Genomic DNA, 16407 nt, shown 5'->3' on the forward strand with positions numbered 1-16407 from the left:
CTCTGTTCAGTCGATGATCTCGAACAGGCTGGCGGCGCCCATGCCACCTCCGACGCACATCGTGGCGACGCCGTACTTGGCCTTCCGGCGGCGTCCTTCAATCAACAGATGCCCTGCCAGGCGCGCACCGCTCATGCCATAAGGATGCCCCATGGAAATCGCGCCGCCATTGACATTCAGCTTGCGCGGATCGATCCCCAGCTTGTCCCTGCAATACAGGACCTGGACCGCAAAGGCTTCGTTCAGCTCCCACAGATCTATGTCGTCGACGCGCAGACCATGACGTTCGAGCAGGCGCGGCACTGCGTAGACCGGACCGATCCCCATCTCGTCGGGCTCACAGCCGGCAGAGACAAAGCCGCGAAAGATGCCGAGCGGCTTCAGGCCACGCTTCGCCGCTTCCTTGTCGCTCATGATCACCATAGCGCTGGCGCCGTCCGACAACTGGCTCGCATTGCCCGCCGTGATACTTCCGCCCTCGCGCACGGGCTTCAGCTTGGCGAGCCCTTCTTGCGTGGTGTCGGGGCGAGGCCCCTCGTCCTGGACAAGCTCGACGTCCTTCAGGCTTGTTTCCTTCGTCTGTTTGTCGGTGATCGACATGGAGGTCGATAGCGGCACGATCTCCTCGTCGAACTTTCCGCTCTCCCGAGCCGACGCCGTCCGCATCTGGCTATCGAAGGAATATTCGTCCTGCAGCTCACGCGAGATCCCGTAGCGTTTTGCGACGACCTCGGCGGTGTCGAGCATCGGCATATAGACGTCTGGCTTCATCGCCATCAGCACGGGATCGACGGCACGATACGTATTGGCATGTTCATTCTGCACCAGGCTGATCGATTGGCCGCCGCCACCGACGGCGATTCCTACGCCATCGTGAATCACCGACCGAGCCGCGATGGCGATCGCCTGCAGTCCAGATGCGCACAGGCGGTCGACCGTCGTACCCGACACCGAAGCCGGGAGGCCCGCGCGCAGCAACGCCTTGCGGGCGATATTTCCGCCAGTCGTCCCTTGTTGCATCGCCGCGCCCATCACGACATCTTCGACGTCGTTGGGATCCACGGCCGCGCGCGCGACGGCCGCCTTGATGGCTTCACCCAACAGCGTGGCGCCGTCCGTATTGTTAAGGGCACCGCGATAGGCTTTTCCGATCGGTGTGCGCGCGGTCGAAACGATAACAGCGTCAATCATTCCATGGTTTCCAATTTATGCCGAGCGAGATGAGAGTCGGTCACGCAACGCCTGCCGCGACAATTTTCCGACATTGGTGCGGGGCAGATCTTCGACAAAATCGAGCGCCGATGGCAATTCGTGCTTGCCAATCTTGCCGGAGAGGAAAGTGCGCAGATCGTCGATCTCGAAGGGCGCGGCTCCCGGCCGCAGGGTGATGTATGCCTTGGCTGCCTCACCGCGATATTGGTCAGGAATACCGATGACCATCACTTCATGGACATCGGGATGGGTGTAGATCGCCTGCTCGATCAGTTGCGGATAGACGTTGAAACCGCCCGAGATGATGAGGTCCTTCTTTCGATCGACGAGATAGAACCAGCCGTCGGCGTCCATGTAGCCGATGTCGCCGGTGAGGAAGCGATCGCCAATGAACCACTCCGATCTTTCTGCCTCGCGCTTCCAATAGCCGCGGGTGACGTTCGGCCCGCGAATGATCAGCTCGCCGACCTCGCCAATCGGCAGGACGCGGTGCGGATCGTCCTGCGCGACGATCGCGATCTCGATGCCGGGCAGCATCAGTCCTATCGATGCCGGCTTGTCGGGCCCGTCCGAGGGATGGGTCGTGCCGGGCGACGATGTTTCCGTCATGCCCCAGCCACTACGCAGCCGAAGCCCCGTCTTCCGTTCGAGGATTGCGGCGACCTCGACCGGAAGTGGCGCTCCGCCCGAGCTGCAAAGAGCTAACGAGGACAGGTCACGGCGATCCAGATCGCGAAGACTGGTGACGGCTATCCACATGGTCGGAACGCCCGGAAATACGGTTGCGCGATTGACCTCGATGTCCCTCATGATCTCATCGAGATCGAAGCGCTGGTGGAGGGAAATCAGATCGCCGTAGCGCAGTCGCTTCATCAAGATGAGCGTCAACGCATAGATGTGGAACAGGGGTAGCGCGCAGATGACGCGCTCGGGAGCCTTGCGTTTGGCGCGAAATGATCGCGTCCAAATTTCGCGGATCGAGACTGCGGCGGTTAGATTGCGGTGCGTGAGCATCGCGCCTTTCGGCAAGCCTGTAGTGCCTCCGGTATACTGCAGCAGCGCGACGTCATCGCGGTCCAGCGCCGGCCACGCCGCGGGCAATGAGGCCCCTGCGGTGAAATCGGAGTAGGTGACGATCTCCGGTCGCCTCGCATATGAGACCAGCTTGTTCTCCGACTCACCCCATACGTCGTCCTCACAGACGATAATGCGATCGATGACGCCTGCGTCGAGAAATGCGAGTGCGCGCGGAAAAATCGAAGACAGATTGCTCGTCACCACGACGCGAGCATCGCTGTCGGTCAGCTTGTGCTTTAAGGTGATCTCGCCGTCCAGCGGGCTGAGATGGACGATGCGCGCGCCTGCCTTGAGGGCCCCGAAGAAGTTGATCGGATGATCTGGCGTGTTTCCGAGAAACAACCCGATGGTCGTATCGCGCCCTAGGCCATCCCTAAGATAGGCGGCTGCCGCCTGAGCGGCCTTGTCGCTCAAGTCTCGGTAACTGATCCGGCCTGCGCGAAACTCGATCGCCGGACGGTCGCCGAATCTGCGGGCGGCTTCCTCCAACAGCTCTGGCACGAGACCCGTCTCGATCGGCTCATCCCACCGGACTCCTTCCGGATAAAATCTTTCACCTGGGTAGTGCACTGAAAATTCTCCGTGAAACGTGGCCCGGTGGGCGGAGCCGTGAAGGAAAATGCCGCGTCACACCTGCTGCGCTACGACGGTCCTCTTCGCAGAAGCGGCCGCGATCGTCGGGCCGCGACCGCCAAGACGCACGGCGTGCGCGGAGCGACAGAATCACAAGGGTCGAAAGATCGATCCAATAAGCGGCACCAGTGGCGAACCCAATTGACGTTTCTCCGCGAGGTTAGCCCAGCTGCTACTTGTACGCAAGTGCAACACCGGCCTACAAGCAAATTTTGGTGAGCGAGCGACTCACCCGGGAGCAGCCGCCAAAGGCGATAATTGTTCGGTCGGCGGGCCGCAGGCCGCCGCTCCGCCTGAGGCTGCGGTCGTCCGCATTGTGGGCGGGAGAGCCGGCCCATACGACAGCGGACGACGTGGACGGCGAAGGCACGGATTGCAAGCGACCCGGCTTCCAGCGGCTAACCGCAGGCTCCGCGGGCATCTGCGACGAGCGTTATCGCAAACGAGACGCGGATCACGAGCGCGCCCCAGCGAACGGCCCGCCCGGATTGCTCCGAGCCGGCCGAACGCCGTTGAGAAAGCGTTATCGACGGGACGCCCTCAGCTCCGGCAACGCGAATTCACCCTTGTCGAGGATGTGGATGTCATCCAGCCAAAGGCTGCATCCCTGCAGGGGGATGTCGAGGTGGCACGGCGTATCGTTCGTCCCTCCGAGTTCGGTATTCGGCCCGGTGGAAAACAGCACGTTGCCGTAGAAGGCCAGCGCATTCATGATGTGCTCGGACGCGAGCTGCGAGGTCGATGCGATATGATGCCATTTGGCTCGCTCGTTGGATCCCCAGCCGATGTGAGAGATCGCCCAGCCTCGCGGATCACCGAAGCTGTCGATATACTTCTTGATGAGAAGCGCGTCCGGGCCGTCACCCTGAATGTCGACGATGTAGCCCTTCTTGATCTCGAGCGTCACGGGTGCCTGGACGTAACGCTTGAATGCGCAAAGGATGTCGCCCGGCATCAGCACAACGGTTCCGTTGACCTCGCCGTCTGTTGCCTGCGTGAACGCGAATCCTGATGGCCAATGATCCCAGCGGCCCGGCTCGTCGGTGTAGCCATATTCGGAGATTACCGGATATTGGCTCAGGCCGTACGTCACGTCGGTTCCGCCGGGTGACGTGATCCTCATCGTCTTCGCCGCCTGCAGCATCGTTCGCGACAGCTCGGTCCGACGGCGGAGGTCTTCCGTCGGGAACATCTGTTTCAGAATATGGAAGGGCTCCATCACGCGCAGGATCCGAGCCCCGGCAGCCTGGATCTCCGCCTGCTCGGCCGAGAACAGAAGACCGAGCAGGTCGATCACGAGATCGGCCCGCTTAAGGGTGTCGATCGCGGGCTGGTTGCCCGTCAGCGCGTGGCGGCCCTGAACGCCGGCGATCTTCTGCTGGCCATATTTCGGCACGTTGACGTGGAACGTCGTCGCGCCGAGGCTCTGCGCCGCAAGCATGAAGGTCTGAGCGTATTCCGGATGATCGTCACCGCCGCTCAGAACCGCGACCACTTCGCCCTTTTTCACTTTGCACAGTTCAAGCTCGGCCTTGAAAACATCGAGCATCTCAACATCGACTACGGTTTTCGCCACTCATCTCTCCTGTTCATCGCTCACGATGTGCTCGCCTGGCGGGCGCCCGCAATGCATCGCACGGGGCAGATGCATCACTGTGCGACGGCCGGCTCGGCGAATTGTCTGAACGTCCCTCGGCAGTAGACCTTCCGTTAGGAACAGACCCGAAGTCCGTCGGACACGAGCCGGATTGCGACGCCTTGACCACGACCGAACACGGCCAGCTACTCGGCGCGAAGGGCGCCAAGGCCGACCAGGCCATGCTCCTATGGCTTCGGCAGATGGCCATCTGCGCAACCTCTCCAGGCGCCGCACCCCACGATATTGGCGAAATAACTCGTGTGCAAGCAATAAACTTGCCCGCAAGCGATAAACTTGCAAGCAAGTGCAACGGCGGTGTATTGTCGAGATTGCCCCGGCTGTTAGTGCACGTGGTTCATGTTGATGGACCCGGGCCGCTCCGCCGGCACGACTGCAGCTCCGCGCCCACCGTTGTGACCCACGTGATCCCACCAGCCATGAAGGCTCTCATTGCGGCGCTCGTCGATTTTGCTTTGCGGCCGCCCTTTTCTGATGCCGCGAAGCCACTCAAAACTGAAGGCAACACTTGAAACAGACAGCTCAGAAGACGATCCCCCCCGCGACCGTTGCAGCCCCCTCTCAAGAATACGCTCTCGATGACCAGCCGGGCTTTCTGCTGCGCGTGGCCCTGAAAACGCATATCTCGTTCTTTACGGCAATGATGATTGAAGGCTTAACTGCTCCGCAATTCTCGACGCTCGCCAAATTGCTCGAGGTCGGACCTTGCTCGCAGAACTACCTCGGCCGCCTCATCCACTACGATTCCGCAACCATCACCGGCGTGATCAATCGATTGAAGATCCGCGGCCTGATCGAAAGCGTCATCGATCCTCTGGATCGTCGTCGCGTGGCAATAGACCTCACGGACACGGGTCGGGCGGTGGCCTCCGGCGCCGTCACGAGAATCAGGGAGATTTCCCGGGAAACCTTTTCGCCGCTCTCCACCGCGGAGCGCGAAGCATTGACGGCCCTGTTGAAGAAAGTGATTCGCCGATGACTGAGCCGCGTTCCCTGTTCCGCCTGGGCAGAGCTACGCGCGGGACTGCAACAACGCCCGGACGAGCGACAGAAATCCATCCGTATCGTCGATCTGCATCTGATGACCTGCAGTCTCCAGCCGCCGGATCTCGATGGCCGGGACCAATCTGCGGATCTCGCTTTCGTCTTCTGGCCGGATGACCCCGCCCCGGCCGGCGACGACCAGTGCGGTACGCACGGTGAGATTGGCGAGATCGAAATGAATGTCGTCGCTGTGAAACCCCTTATGGGCTTCGATCAGTGCCCGTTCGTCGCAGGTGTGCAACCATTCTGCCCGCGTGCGGATGTGTTGTTCGGGCCATGCAGGTGCATCCGGACCGCGGAGCGCGATATCGGCCTCGCCGCGCTTCGCACGTTGGAGGAGTCTAAGCAGGGGATCGATCGATATCGGATAGGCGCGACGTCCCGGCCCGGAGACTGGCGGATCCACCAGGATCAGTTGCTCGATCGATGACGCCCGCCAGCGCGCCGCACGTATGCCGATCCGGGCCCCCATGGAATGTCCGAGGATCGTATGTCGACCGAGTTGCAGGACGTCGGCGAATGCGGCCAGGTCCGCCGCACACGCATCGAGCGAATAGCTGAGATGCGGTCCGCCCTCGGACAGGCCACGACCGCGGACGTCCAGCACATAAACGTCGTGACCATCGGACAAGTGCTCCGCGACGAAGGCCCACTGTGCCGCGGTGGTCGAGATGCCGGGCACGATGACGATGGCCGGGCCGCTGCCGCCAAACCTGAGATAGTGCTGCCGAATGCCATTCGCGCGGACATTGGCGCCGTAGAGAAGCCGGGGCGCGGGGTCACCAGTCATCTTGATCCACCTGCTGATGCCACGGCTTCCGGCAACCTGCGCAGCCGTTGCAAAACCGCCTGCGTCGGCGCCACATCGGCATATTTGCTCGCGATATCGAACAGATTTACCGCATGCGATGTCGGTGAGCGGTCATAGACCGCGTCGCTCGGAACGATCGATTTGAAGTTCAGCGCACAGGCGTCAACGACCGACGCGCGCACGCAGCCACTGGTCGTACAGCCCGTCACCACCAGAGAGTCGATGCCGCCGCCGATCAGGTATGTCACGAGCGGCGTGCCGAAGAACGCGCTGGCCTGCGTCTTGGGGAGCAACAACTCGCCCGGCAGCGGCGCCACTTCGTGGACGAACTCATAGCCCTCGGGTGGAATCCGCATGATTCCGGGAATCTTTGCCGAGAACGCACCGTTATCGTGACCCACTTTTCGGGCGACGTGAGGAAATATGACCGGCCATCCCTTCGCGCGAAACAGGCCGATCAGCTCCCCGATAGGCGCCACAGCGCGCCATCCCGCCTCGCCGCAACTTGTGGGATATTGCTTGATGGCCTCGCGGATGGGCATGGGCCGATCGCTCATCGAGCGATACTGGACGTCGATCACCAGCAGTGCGGGCCGTTTGCCGAAACCGGCAGCGCCGCCGAGTCCCGCCATCGCGTAGGTCTCGCGCTCTTCCAACGGAATGAAGTCGTCCCAAGGCTGTTTGATGGTCATGGTCGCGCTCCCGGCTTTCTACTGGTGAAGCGGCACCGTGGTCGCGTCGTACTGGTAGATCCAATCGAAGCGTGCCTTCGAAGCTTCGGGCGACCACTGGGTCTTGATGTAGTCACACGCGGTATCAGCCGTGATGAGCGCTTGGTTGTGGAAGATGGGCAGCATGCCGATTGCGGAATCGACTACTTTACCGGTGCGATAGATCCGAACCCCCTCATACGCCTGGAAGGCTCTGGCCAAATCGTCGGGTCGCTCTTCAAAGCAGCGCGCCAGAACGGCGGCGTCCTCCAAAGCCATGTTCACGCCCTGACCGAGGTAAGGCGGCATAGAATGACAGGCATCGCCAAGCAGGGTGACGCGGCCCTGCGACCAGGTCTTGAGCGGAGGCCGCACGAACAGCCCCCATTTATTCAACGTTTCAACGTTCTTGACGAGCTCGATGATATCGGAATGCCAGCCGACGAAATCACCGAGACATTCCTCGACCGATCCTTTCTCGAACCACGATTCCAGCAGCCACCCGGCGCGATCGACCTGGCCGGAGAAGGTCATCATCATCGTATCTTGCCAGAGGACAGGATAGGCCGTGACATGCGCAGTCGGTCCGATCCATGTTGACACCACATGCTCGCGCTGGTGCGGTGCTAGTCGATTGACCGGAACCAGCCCTCGCCAAGCGACCACATTTGTGTATTTGCTCTCGACTTGGCCTACAATTCCCGTCCGGACCTTGGAGTGTGCCCCATCCGCTCCGATCAGGGCGCGTCCGTCGATCTCGGTGCCGTCGGCGAGTTTTACGCGAACAGCCTCGTCGGTCTGGCTGAACCCGACAACATGCGCGTTCAGATGAATGGCCCCCGGTTTCAAGCTTCGGACGCCGTCGGTCAGGATCTTGAGAAGATGTGCGCGGAGCAGAAGGTAAGGTTGGTTCCCGGCAACGTCGGTCGCGCGGTTATAGAGGGGCCAACTGTCGCCATTGCTCCACAGGCGAATATCGCGCCGTTCGGCCGCGATGCAGTTCTGCTCGACCTGCTCGGTCAACCCGAGATCATTGAGTACGCGCACGCCGTTCATGGAGATCCAGAGACCTGCGCCGACCTCGCGTAGTTCGGACGCCTGCTCGAAGACATCGCAGTCGATGCCACGACGCAGCAGAGACAATGCCATCGCAAGGCCGCCGATTCCGGCGCCGGCGATGAGAATGCTCGACTTACTGACTTGTTCAATGCTCATGGTTTCTCCAAACGAAAGCAGCGATCTCTTACGAGGGGTTAGGCGGCATCTTCGGAGACGTGCTCCGCAGCGAGACTTTTCACAGCCTCGATTATCTTGACGTACCCGGTGCATCGACAAAGATTTCCGTGCAGGTGATGGCGGATTTCGTCTTCGGTTGGGTGCGGGTTTTCGTTCAGCAGCGCCGTGACCGCCATGATGAAGCCCGGCGTGCAGAAGCCGCACTGCAGACCGCCATGCAAAACGAAGGCTTTCTGGATCCGCGACAGGCCGCCGGCCGGCGTCACCCCCTCGATGGTCGTAACCTCGTGCTGATGCACATCGACCGCGAGCGTGGTGCAGCTCGAGACCGGCTGGCCGTCGAGCAGCATGGTACACGCACCGCAGACCTCCATGTCGCACGAGCGTTTCGTCCCTTTCAGACCGAGTTGGTCGCGCACCAGATCGATCAGGAGCGTGTGAGCGGAGATCTCAATCGAGACCGCCTGACCGTTCAGCGAAAACGAAATGGGCAGTATATGCGTCACCGCGAGGCCTCCTTGTAGGTCATCGCCTCCTCAGCGTTTCTGAGCAGAAGAACGCCGGCAAGGTGACGTTTGTAGTCCGCGCCTCCATGACGATCGGCGTTGACCTCAAGCTCGTTCAACGCGTCTACGAGCACCGCTTCGATGGCCGTTCGAACATCTGCGATCGCACGCCCAGCGAGCGCAGCCTCGACCGCCCTCAGCGGTTGCGGGCGCGAACCGAGCGCCCCGACGCGAACGCGAGCAGACTTGATCATGCCATCACCCGACATCGACCAGGCCATTCCGACATTTACCGAGGGCCGCTCGCCATGCTTGAAGCGCCGATAGGTCACAGGCCCAGTCGGACGCGGGAACACGATCGTCGTCAGCAGTTCGTCGGGCTCCCTCACCGTTTCGAGCTCACTCCGGATGAAGTCGTCCACATCGACGGAGCGCGTTCCATCGGGTCCCTGCAGGACCAACCTTGCGTTCAACGCGGCGAGCAGGGTCGGCGGGTCCGCATGAGGCTCGCCGAAGCAGAGATTGCCACCGATCGTCCCGACGCTGCGAACCCGGACATTCGCCACATTGGCGCAGAGCGCAGACAGTGCCGGCACATGTTCGCCGATGACGGGGTCCTTGGCGATCATCCGGTGGACGCAGCGCGAACCGATTTCGACCTCGTTCGAGCCGTTCAGAACGATGCGATCTAGCCCGGGAATTCCCTTGATATCGACGAGGCGATCCGTGTGAATCACGCGCATCTTCATCGCCAGGAGCAGTTCGGTGCCGCCGGAGTAGAACATTCCGTCGTCCGAACCGCCGATGGCCGCTATGGCGGCGGCTGCGGTCGTGGGTCTATCGAATGTGAAGGGCAAGGGCAGCATGGTTAGGCCGCGCCGACCAGGTTTTTGAGCTTGATCTCGAACTCTTCAAAGTTCTGATCAACTCTGCGCTTGATCACGCCCAGCCCCATGCTGGCGAGGCGCCCCTGGATGTCGACCTTGGCCTCCACCGCCAAGGTGGAGTCCGATCCTTCGGCTGTCACATTGACGTCAAGGCTGGCGGTCAGTCGCGTGCCAGTGAATTTGTCCCGACCTGTTGCGCGAATGCGCACGTTTGACGGCGCGGTCATTGCTTCAACAACGATATCGGCGGGCACCTCGACCTTGAACGGGCCGATCTTCTGTTTGACGGTCGCCTTGTAGGTCGCGAACCGTTCGATCTCCTCGACGTTTTCGCAGCCGGGGATGCAGGATGAAATGCTCGGAACGTCGAGTAATGTTTTCCATAACTCTTCAGGGCTCGCTGGCACGACCATCGACATGTTGAATTCCATGAGCTCACTTCCTCTTCTGCAGCGCGCGCCACACTTTTTCGGGCGTCATCGGGAGATCGGTGATGCGGATCCCGTAGGTTGCGAACAGCGCGTTGGCGATCGCGGGAGCAACCGGCAGGATCGCGCCTTCGCCCATCCCCTTTGCGCCGCCCGGGCCGGGTCCGTCGCCGTTCTCGACCAGGATGGTGTCGAACACCGGCGGCACGTCACAGATGCGCGGAATCGTGTAGTCGATCGGAGTGGCGTTCACGGGCTGGCCGTCTTCGAACTGCAGCTCTTCGAACAGCGCGTGCCCGAACCCCATGGCAGCAGCGCCCTCGTCCTGCCCTTCGGCGGCGACCCGGTTTATCACTCGCCCGACATCGGCCGCGCTGGCATAGCGCGTTACGTGAATCTCACCCGTGTCTTCGTCGACGACGATTTCAGCCTGACCAGCAGAGGTCTCCCAGAACAGCGGAGATTCAGCCAGGGCGCCGTTGTTTGATCGAGGCGTGATGGCACCGCGGCCGACCACCTCTCCAGAATCGACTCCCAAGGTGCGGTGGAAGATCTGACGAAACGTCAGGACTTCCGAACCCGTCGATACGCCGCCTTTGACAAGTGCAAGACTATCTCTGGGCAATTCCCAGACGTCGGCGACCATGCCGAAAATCTGATCGGCGGCGTCAAGCGCTGCCCGTTCGACGGCGAGACCCACGACCACGGTGGATCGGCTTGCGCCCGTGCCCCAATCGTATGGCGCCACGTCGGTATCCACCCCTAAGGTCGTGACAGCGGAGAACGGCTGCTTCAGCGTCTGCGCCGCGACCTTGGCCATGGTCGCGTGGGCACCCTGCCCGACTTCGATGCTGGAGACGGATACGGAAACCGAACCGTCGACCTTCAGGCGAACGATCGCATTGGCGATCGGCGTATTCGCCGGATCCGTTGCCGCGACGGCGAGACCACGCGCCGCTCTGTTCGACCCCTGCGTCGCAAACACCGACGACCGGGTGACGCACCCCACCAGCTCTCGCATATCCATGTCGAGCGGACGCAGATCCGGCCGCGTGCGCTGGCCGCGGCCCGCCAGATTGATCAGCCGGAACTCGGTCGGGTCCATGCCGATCGCGGCGGCAACGTTGTCCATGTGGGACTCGTTCGCCCACACGGCTTGCGGACCGCCGATTGACCGGAAGGAGGAACCAGGCACGGTGTTGGTGTAGACTGCCGACGCTTCGAGGCGAAGATTTGGGATCGCATACGGACCGATGATCCGATTTGCCGACTTGGTCGCGACCGCCGATCCCGTGTCGGAATAGGCTCCGCCATCGAGCAGCAACCGGGCGCTCTTCGCGAGAAGTCGCCCAAATCCATCCACCGCGGTTCGGATCGTGATCTCGGCGCCCAGACGTCGGCAGGTGAGCATCGAGTCGGAAATGGACTGGGCGACGCGAACCGGTCGCCGCACCTTCCACGATGCGGCCGCCACCAGCGGCTCGATCTTCACCGATGCTTTGCCGCCGAATCCTCCGCCGACGAAGGGAACAACTACTCGAATCCTCGCCAATTGCAGGCCAAAGAGTTTCGACAGCACTTTTTGAACGGCGGTTGGCGTCTGTGCGCCCGACCAGATTGTCAGCCCATCGCCCTTGAAGTCCGCAATGACCGTATGGGGCTCCAACGCGAAGTGCGAAATGGCGGGGAAGGTGAAGTGGTCTTCGTGCACATAGGCCGCAATGGCCTCGGCCGAACCGACATCGCCGACATCGTTCCGATAAGTGTGAAAGACGTTTGTGCCCTGAGTCGGCCTCGCGCCGCCCTTGAAGTAGAAATCTTCGAGGTTTTCGTGGCGTTCGTGGATGAGCGGCGCGCCATCCGCCATGGCATCCCGGATGGTCCCGGCACGGGGCAGCTCAGCGTACTGCACGTCCACCAGCTCGGCGGCATTCTCGGCAATCTCCGCCGTCTCGGCGATCACGACCGCGACGGGTTCGCCCACATACCGAACGCGATCGACCGCAAGGATCGGGCGGTCCTTCAGCACCACGCCCCAGCAGCCCAACAAAGCAACATCCGCACCGACGAGCACATCCGCGACGCCCTCGGTCGAACAAGCCGCCGACGTGTCGATTGCGACGATACGCGCGTGGACCACCGGCGAGCGGACAACGAACCCGTGCAGCATGCCCGGCACAACAAGATCGGTGACGTATTCGGCTCGGCCCGTGACCTTCTCGACGAGATCGGGGCGGACGAAGCTCATGCTCTCTATCGTGTTCGACATACGCCTGCCTGGACTACCTCTGCGCGCTTCCCATCTCGACCGCCGTGGAAAGAACGGTTCGATAGGTAGAGGAATTATTGCTCGTATGCAAGCGTTACACTTGCATACGATCTTGATCTTATCTTGTGCAGAAGCCCTGCCGGGACCGAAGGGGGCTTGCCTCTGGACATTTCCCGCCTCACTGCTTGGACTGATGCAGAATTGCCCCCGACGTGAGAAAATGGCCTGTTTGGTTGCCGCCTCCGTCAACCGCGCAACCAAAGGCTGCCGGATCAGGCGTTCTGGACTGTGGGTTGGTGGAGACCGTCCGGCGCGAAGGCTGTCACCGACAGCCCAAGCCAACGAACGTAAAGGAACCTAAGCCTTGCAATCGAAAACGAAGGCCCGCTCTGCAGCCAAATTGAACCAAGCCGTCGAGTCATACGCGCTTGACGACGCGCCGGGCTTCCTTCTACGCGTCGCGCTTCGCACCCATACGGCAATCTTCGCCGCAAAGATGATCGAGGACTTGACCGGGCCGCAGTTCTCGACACTCGCGAAGCTGCGGGAAGTGGGCCCGTGCTCGCAAAATCATCTGGGGCGACTGATCCACTACGACTCCGCCACGATCACCGGCGTGATTACGCGGCTGAAGGCGCGCGGGCTCATCAAGAGCTCGCCGGATCCTCTGGATCCACGTCGACGAGAAATCGACTTGACCGACAAAGGCAGACGGGTTGCCGATGCGGCCATCGCCACGATCGGAGATATTTCCAGCGAGACGTTCGCCCCTTTGACTCCGCAGGAGTATCGAACTCTGACTGAGATTCTAAAGAAGATTATCCACCGCTGACGCCTAACGAGCGAACGTTACGCCGTTCGGCGCCGTGTAAGCCATGCGATCGGCGAAGCTGGTCGGGCCTATGCAGCCGATCGCAGGTTGCGGTGAGGTTGGCGGCAGAAGCCGCAGGCGTCAGGTGACTCAGCAGTCTGCGAAAAAACACTCGGGAGGTTGTTGGGCGGCAAAGCCGATCATCTCGCGCAGCAAATCGGCGTCGGGGGTCTTCTCCACGCGCGAGCGCAGGTTCATCATGTCGTTGGTCATCCCGGATCATGTCCGGCACTCGCTCCTCGGTTGCGTTGGCGTTCGCAACCCGATCCTACCAGGAAATCGTCGATGACCGCCGCAAAGGCCCCCGCCCGCTACGGCGCTGGTTGAGGGCGCGCGTGCGGTCGGCTCCGCCACCGCCCAACGATATCATTCGGCAGGGCCGATAAGTGAGGTCGGACGGATCCTGCCCGAAATCGCAAGTTGGTACGGAACACCGAAATCTGGCGGAGAGAGTGCCCGCCGATGTTCGCCGCACCGAAGCGCAAAGTAGCGCACGAAAACTCATTGGGCCGCAGTGCTATCAGGGCCACCGCTCGCATTAACTACTCACTGAGGCTCATGGGGCCTCACCGCGAATAAGGGCTAGTCAGCACGTCGCGGTAGGGTTAGGGGTAGGGTTAAATAGCGTAACCCTACCGCTCTTCGGAGTTCGAAAACCCATGCCCCTCAGAGCCGAAGACCTAGACGACCACCTGCGGCCCGGCCGCTACGCCGACGGCGGTAACCTCTATTTCGTTGTCGGCCGCAAAGGCGAGCGCCGATGGGCCTTCGTCTACAAAAGCCGCGTCCTGAAGAACAAGGCCGGGACCGGCAAGACGGTTGAGCTAGGACTCGGTGGTGCGCCATACCGGGCCAAGGAAGGCGTAAGCCTTGCGGAGGCCCGCCGCCGGGCCAAGGCGGCGCGCCGGTTGCTCGAAGATGGCAAAGACCCCCTGATTGAGAAACGGGCCGCTGCGGTTGCAGCCGTCGCCGTGGTCAAGGCCGAAGTCGCAGCGGCAACGACGTTCGGCGGCTATTGCGACGCCTTCGTTGCCCGAAAAACGGAAGAGTTCGGCAACCCGGTTCACCGCCGCCAATGGGAATCAACCATGGCGACCTATTGCGCCCCGCTCCGGACGACGGCCATTCAGGATATCGACACCGCCGCCGTGCTCGGCGTGTTGGAACCGATCTGGACCCGGATTCCCGAAACCGCCAGCCGCGTCCGTGCGCGGCTCGAAAAGGTGCTGTCCGCCGCAACGGTGGACGGGCTGCGAACCGGCGACAACCCGGCCCGGTGGGTCAACCATTTGGAGTTCAAGCTTTCCGCGCGCAAAGGGTCGGATGTGAAAAATCACGCCGCGCTCGGCTATGCCGACATGCCCGGATTCATGGTTGAGCTGCGCAAGTTGACCAGCGTTAGCGCGCGAGCGCTCGAATTTGCGATCCTGACGGCAGCGCGAACCGGCGAAACCATCGGCGCAACATGGTCCGAAATCGACGTCAAGCAACGACTTTGGATCATCCCGGCCGACCGCATGAAAGCGTCGAAAGAACACCGAGTCCCGTTGACCGAACGCGTGATTGAGATTCTTCAGGACATCCGCAAGATCAGCAAGACCAAGCCAACAGACTACGTATTCCAGAGCAGCGCGAGCGGACGCGGCCTTTCCAACATGGCGCTGTTGCAATGCTTGCGGGGGATCAGGGCGGGCGTCACCACTCATGGCATGCGGTCCGCGTTCAGAGATTGGGCGGGCGATCAAACGAAGCACGACCAAGAAACCATTGAGTTCAGCCTTGCCCACGTCAAAGGCGATAAAGCCGAGGCCGCCTATCGACGCGGGACCGCACTCGACAAACGCCGGGCGCTCTTGGTCGATTGGGAGTCCTATCTCGCCGGTAGGGTTACGCTGTAATTGAAAAATTAATTCGCGTTCCTTGCACTCGGTGCGCCCCGGTGCGATATTGTGCGAGCCGGGCCGCACCAATGCCCGGTTGTCGGCAGGCGATGCAGAATGGCGTATTTCCGATGCGCTACCATGTCTGCTGATGAAGGCTTTGTACCAACGGCGCCGTGAGGCGTTTCGCTTCGAAAGAGCGATGCAAGGCAAATGCCGAGCAGGGGAAAGAGGCCTCTGCAACACAGTTGGTTGCGACGACCGCGCAAGCGACGTCAACGCTCAGGGGTCGGGACCGCAGTCCCGCTGAGGGAGTCGCTCAGAAAGCGGCGGCCCGAAACCTCAAGTTCAAACTAGGCGCCGCGAATCGGATGCGTGGTCGCTTGAACTTGAGCCTGAACCATGTCCGACGAAATCCCTTATGAAGATCGCGGCTTTCCGTTTAAAGCAGCGTGCGAAGCACTCGGCGTTTGTGTCAACACGGGCCTTAAGCTCGTACGGGCTGGCGATCTTGTTAGCTACAGAATAGGCCGCCGCCACCTTGTTTCGGGTACGGCTATTCGCAACTGTCGTGCGAAATTGGAGGCCCGCCCTTCAGCACCAAAGGCGCCGCGCAAGGCGGTGGAATCATGAGCGTCGCATTGGAGATCGCTCGGCGCCAAGCTGTCGAGCAACTGATAGCGCAGCGGCCCGCGCCTATGGCGATCGTTCCCGGACCGCCCGGTGCGCCGATCGTATTGCGTCCGATAGCGGGGCGGCCGTCATGACCGATCGCGCGGAAATCGCCAACGAACTACACGCTATGGCGGCGGCATTCGAGGAGGACGAATCGATTGAGCCGTGGCGGCACCTAATCGAAAGCCTATTCCCGCCGCGCAGCCACCTGGATAACTACGCCGCGGTCAAGCGTGATCGACTCCTGCTTAAGGCCGCTGGGCTGTCCGTCAAAGATTCGATCGACCACCTTCAGGCCAAATATAAGTACTCAAAATCCACCCTGATGAAAATCGTGCAAGGCTCCGCGGGCGCCGAGGTGAACAATCGCGCTGAAGCCATGTTTGACGCGATGACAGCCGACGAACGCGCTGGACGGCTGCTGTGTCTTTCCGGTGCCACACCTACGATTGTTGGTACCACACATTGAATTGTGTGGCTGGCAGCCGTCGAATTTGTCGGTAGCTCTCGG

16 protein-coding genes and 1 pseudogene are annotated in these 16407 nt (G+C 61.4%); 5 read left to right on the forward strand and 12 right to left on the reverse strand.

Annotation, left to right across the window (positions count from 1 at the left end; translation table 11 throughout):
• Positions 1-6: 6 nt before the first annotated feature.
• The 3 genes from RBJ75_RS17320 to RBJ75_RS17330 form a co-directional block, all read right to left on the reverse strand.
• Positions 7-1191, reverse strand: a complete 1185-nt coding sequence (locus RBJ75_RS17320) for an acetyl-CoA C-acyltransferase (protein WP_044407858.1) — start codon at positions 1189-1191, stop codon at positions 7-9.
• Positions 1192-1206: 15 nt separating this feature from the next.
• On the reverse strand, positions 1207-2859 hold the full coding sequence (gene pimA, locus RBJ75_RS17325) for a dicarboxylate--CoA ligase PimA (RefSeq protein WP_044407861.1): 1653 nt from the start codon (positions 2857-2859) through the stop codon (positions 1207-1209).
• Positions 2860-3445: 586 nt separating this feature from the next.
• Entirely contained in the window at positions 3446-4471 is a 1026-nt protein-coding gene (locus tag RBJ75_RS17330) for a leucyl aminopeptidase (RefSeq protein ID WP_411194528.1), read from the reverse strand.
• 209 nt (positions 4472-4680) lie between these two features.
• On the opposite strand from RBJ75_RS17330, the gene RBJ75_RS17335 reads away from it, so the two are divergent.
• Entirely contained in the window at positions 4681-5091 is a 411-nt protein-coding gene (locus tag RBJ75_RS17335) for a hypothetical protein (RefSeq protein ID WP_044417888.1), read from the forward strand.
• Positions 5088-5558 carry a MarR family winged helix-turn-helix transcriptional regulator gene (locus tag RBJ75_RS17340; protein WP_044417890.1) on the forward strand — a complete coding sequence of 157 codons (471 nt, stop codon included), beginning with the start codon at positions 5088-5090 and terminating at the stop codon, positions 5556-5558. Before RBJ75_RS17335 ends, RBJ75_RS17340 begins: the two co-directional genes overlap by 4 nt.
• A gap of 33 nt (positions 5559-5591) precedes the next feature.
• On the opposite strand, the gene RBJ75_RS17345 is transcribed toward RBJ75_RS17340, so the two are convergent.
• Genes RBJ75_RS17345 through RBJ75_RS17375 form a run of 7 tightly spaced genes read right to left on the reverse strand, consistent with a single transcriptional unit; the run spans position 5592 to position 12449 of the window.
• A complete protein-coding gene (locus tag RBJ75_RS17345) occupies positions 5592-6413 on the reverse strand; it encodes an alpha/beta fold hydrolase (protein WP_276156514.1) in 822 nt (273 codons plus the stop codon).
• Positions 6410-7126, reverse strand: coding sequence for an isochorismatase family protein (locus RBJ75_RS17350; protein ID WP_044405120.1), 717 nt, complete (start codon positions 7124-7126; stop codon positions 6410-6412). Before RBJ75_RS17350 ends, RBJ75_RS17345 begins: the two co-directional genes overlap by 4 nt.
• An 18-nt stretch (positions 7127-7144) precedes the next feature.
• Positions 7145-8359, reverse strand: a complete 1215-nt coding sequence (locus RBJ75_RS17355; RefSeq protein WP_080900833.1) for an FAD-dependent monooxygenase — start codon at positions 8357-8359, stop codon at positions 7145-7147.
• A gap of 38 nt (positions 8360-8397) precedes the next feature.
• A complete protein-coding gene (locus RBJ75_RS17360; protein WP_080900834.1) occupies positions 8398-8886 on the reverse strand; it encodes a (2Fe-2S)-binding protein in 489 nt (162 codons plus the stop codon).
• Positions 8883-9752, reverse strand: a complete 870-nt coding sequence (locus RBJ75_RS17365; RefSeq protein WP_044405123.1) for an FAD binding domain-containing protein — start codon at positions 9750-9752, stop codon at positions 8883-8885. The genes RBJ75_RS17360 and RBJ75_RS17365 overlap by 4 nt, the downstream gene beginning before the upstream one ends.
• A 2-nt stretch (positions 9753-9754) precedes the next feature.
• Positions 9755-10204, reverse strand: coding sequence for a CoxG family protein (locus RBJ75_RS17370; protein WP_044405126.1), 450 nt, complete (start codon positions 10202-10204; stop codon positions 9755-9757).
• A 4-nt stretch (positions 10205-10208) separates the two neighbouring features.
• Positions 10209-12449, reverse strand: coding sequence for a xanthine dehydrogenase family protein molybdopterin-binding subunit (locus RBJ75_RS17375; protein ID WP_080900835.1), 2241 nt, complete (start codon positions 12447-12449; stop codon positions 10209-10211).
• A gap of 385 nt (positions 12450-12834) precedes the next feature.
• Between RBJ75_RS17375 and RBJ75_RS17380 the strand changes: the two genes are divergently transcribed.
• On the forward strand, positions 12835-13302 hold the full coding sequence (locus tag RBJ75_RS17380) for a MarR family winged helix-turn-helix transcriptional regulator (RefSeq protein ID WP_044405129.1): 468 nt from the start codon (positions 12835-12837) through the stop codon (positions 13300-13302).
• Positions 13303-13305: 3 nt separating this feature from the next.
• On the opposite strand, the pseudogene RBJ75_RS29505 reads toward RBJ75_RS17380, so the two are convergent.
• A pseudogene (locus RBJ75_RS29505) lies at positions 13306-13435 on the reverse strand (IS3 family transposase); the annotation flags it as partial.
• Complete coding sequence (locus RBJ75_RS17385) at positions 13432-13554, reverse strand: hypothetical protein (RefSeq protein ID WP_276156518.1); 123 nt, start codon at positions 13552-13554, stop codon at positions 13432-13434. The pseudogene RBJ75_RS29505 and the gene RBJ75_RS17385, both read right to left, overlap by 4 nt.
• Before the next feature lie 446 nt (positions 13555-14000).
• On the opposite strand from RBJ75_RS17385, the gene RBJ75_RS17390 reads away from it, so the two are divergent.
• The gene (locus RBJ75_RS17390) at positions 14001-15239 is read left to right on the forward strand and encodes a tyrosine-type recombinase/integrase (RefSeq protein WP_044405132.1); all 1239 of its coding nucleotides are present in this window, start codon (positions 14001-14003) and stop codon (positions 15237-15239) included.
• A gap of 745 nt (positions 15240-15984) precedes the next feature.
• Positions 15985-16365 (forward strand): hypothetical protein, encoded by a 381-nt coding sequence (locus tag RBJ75_RS17395; protein WP_044405135.1) that lies wholly within the window; start codon positions 15985-15987, stop codon positions 16363-16365.
• Positions 16366-16407: the final 42 nt, after the last annotated feature.

This window comes from Rhodopseudomonas sp. BAL398 (assembly GCF_033001325.1).
GTDB lineage: Bacteria > Pseudomonadota > Alphaproteobacteria > Rhizobiales > Xanthobacteraceae > JARJEH01.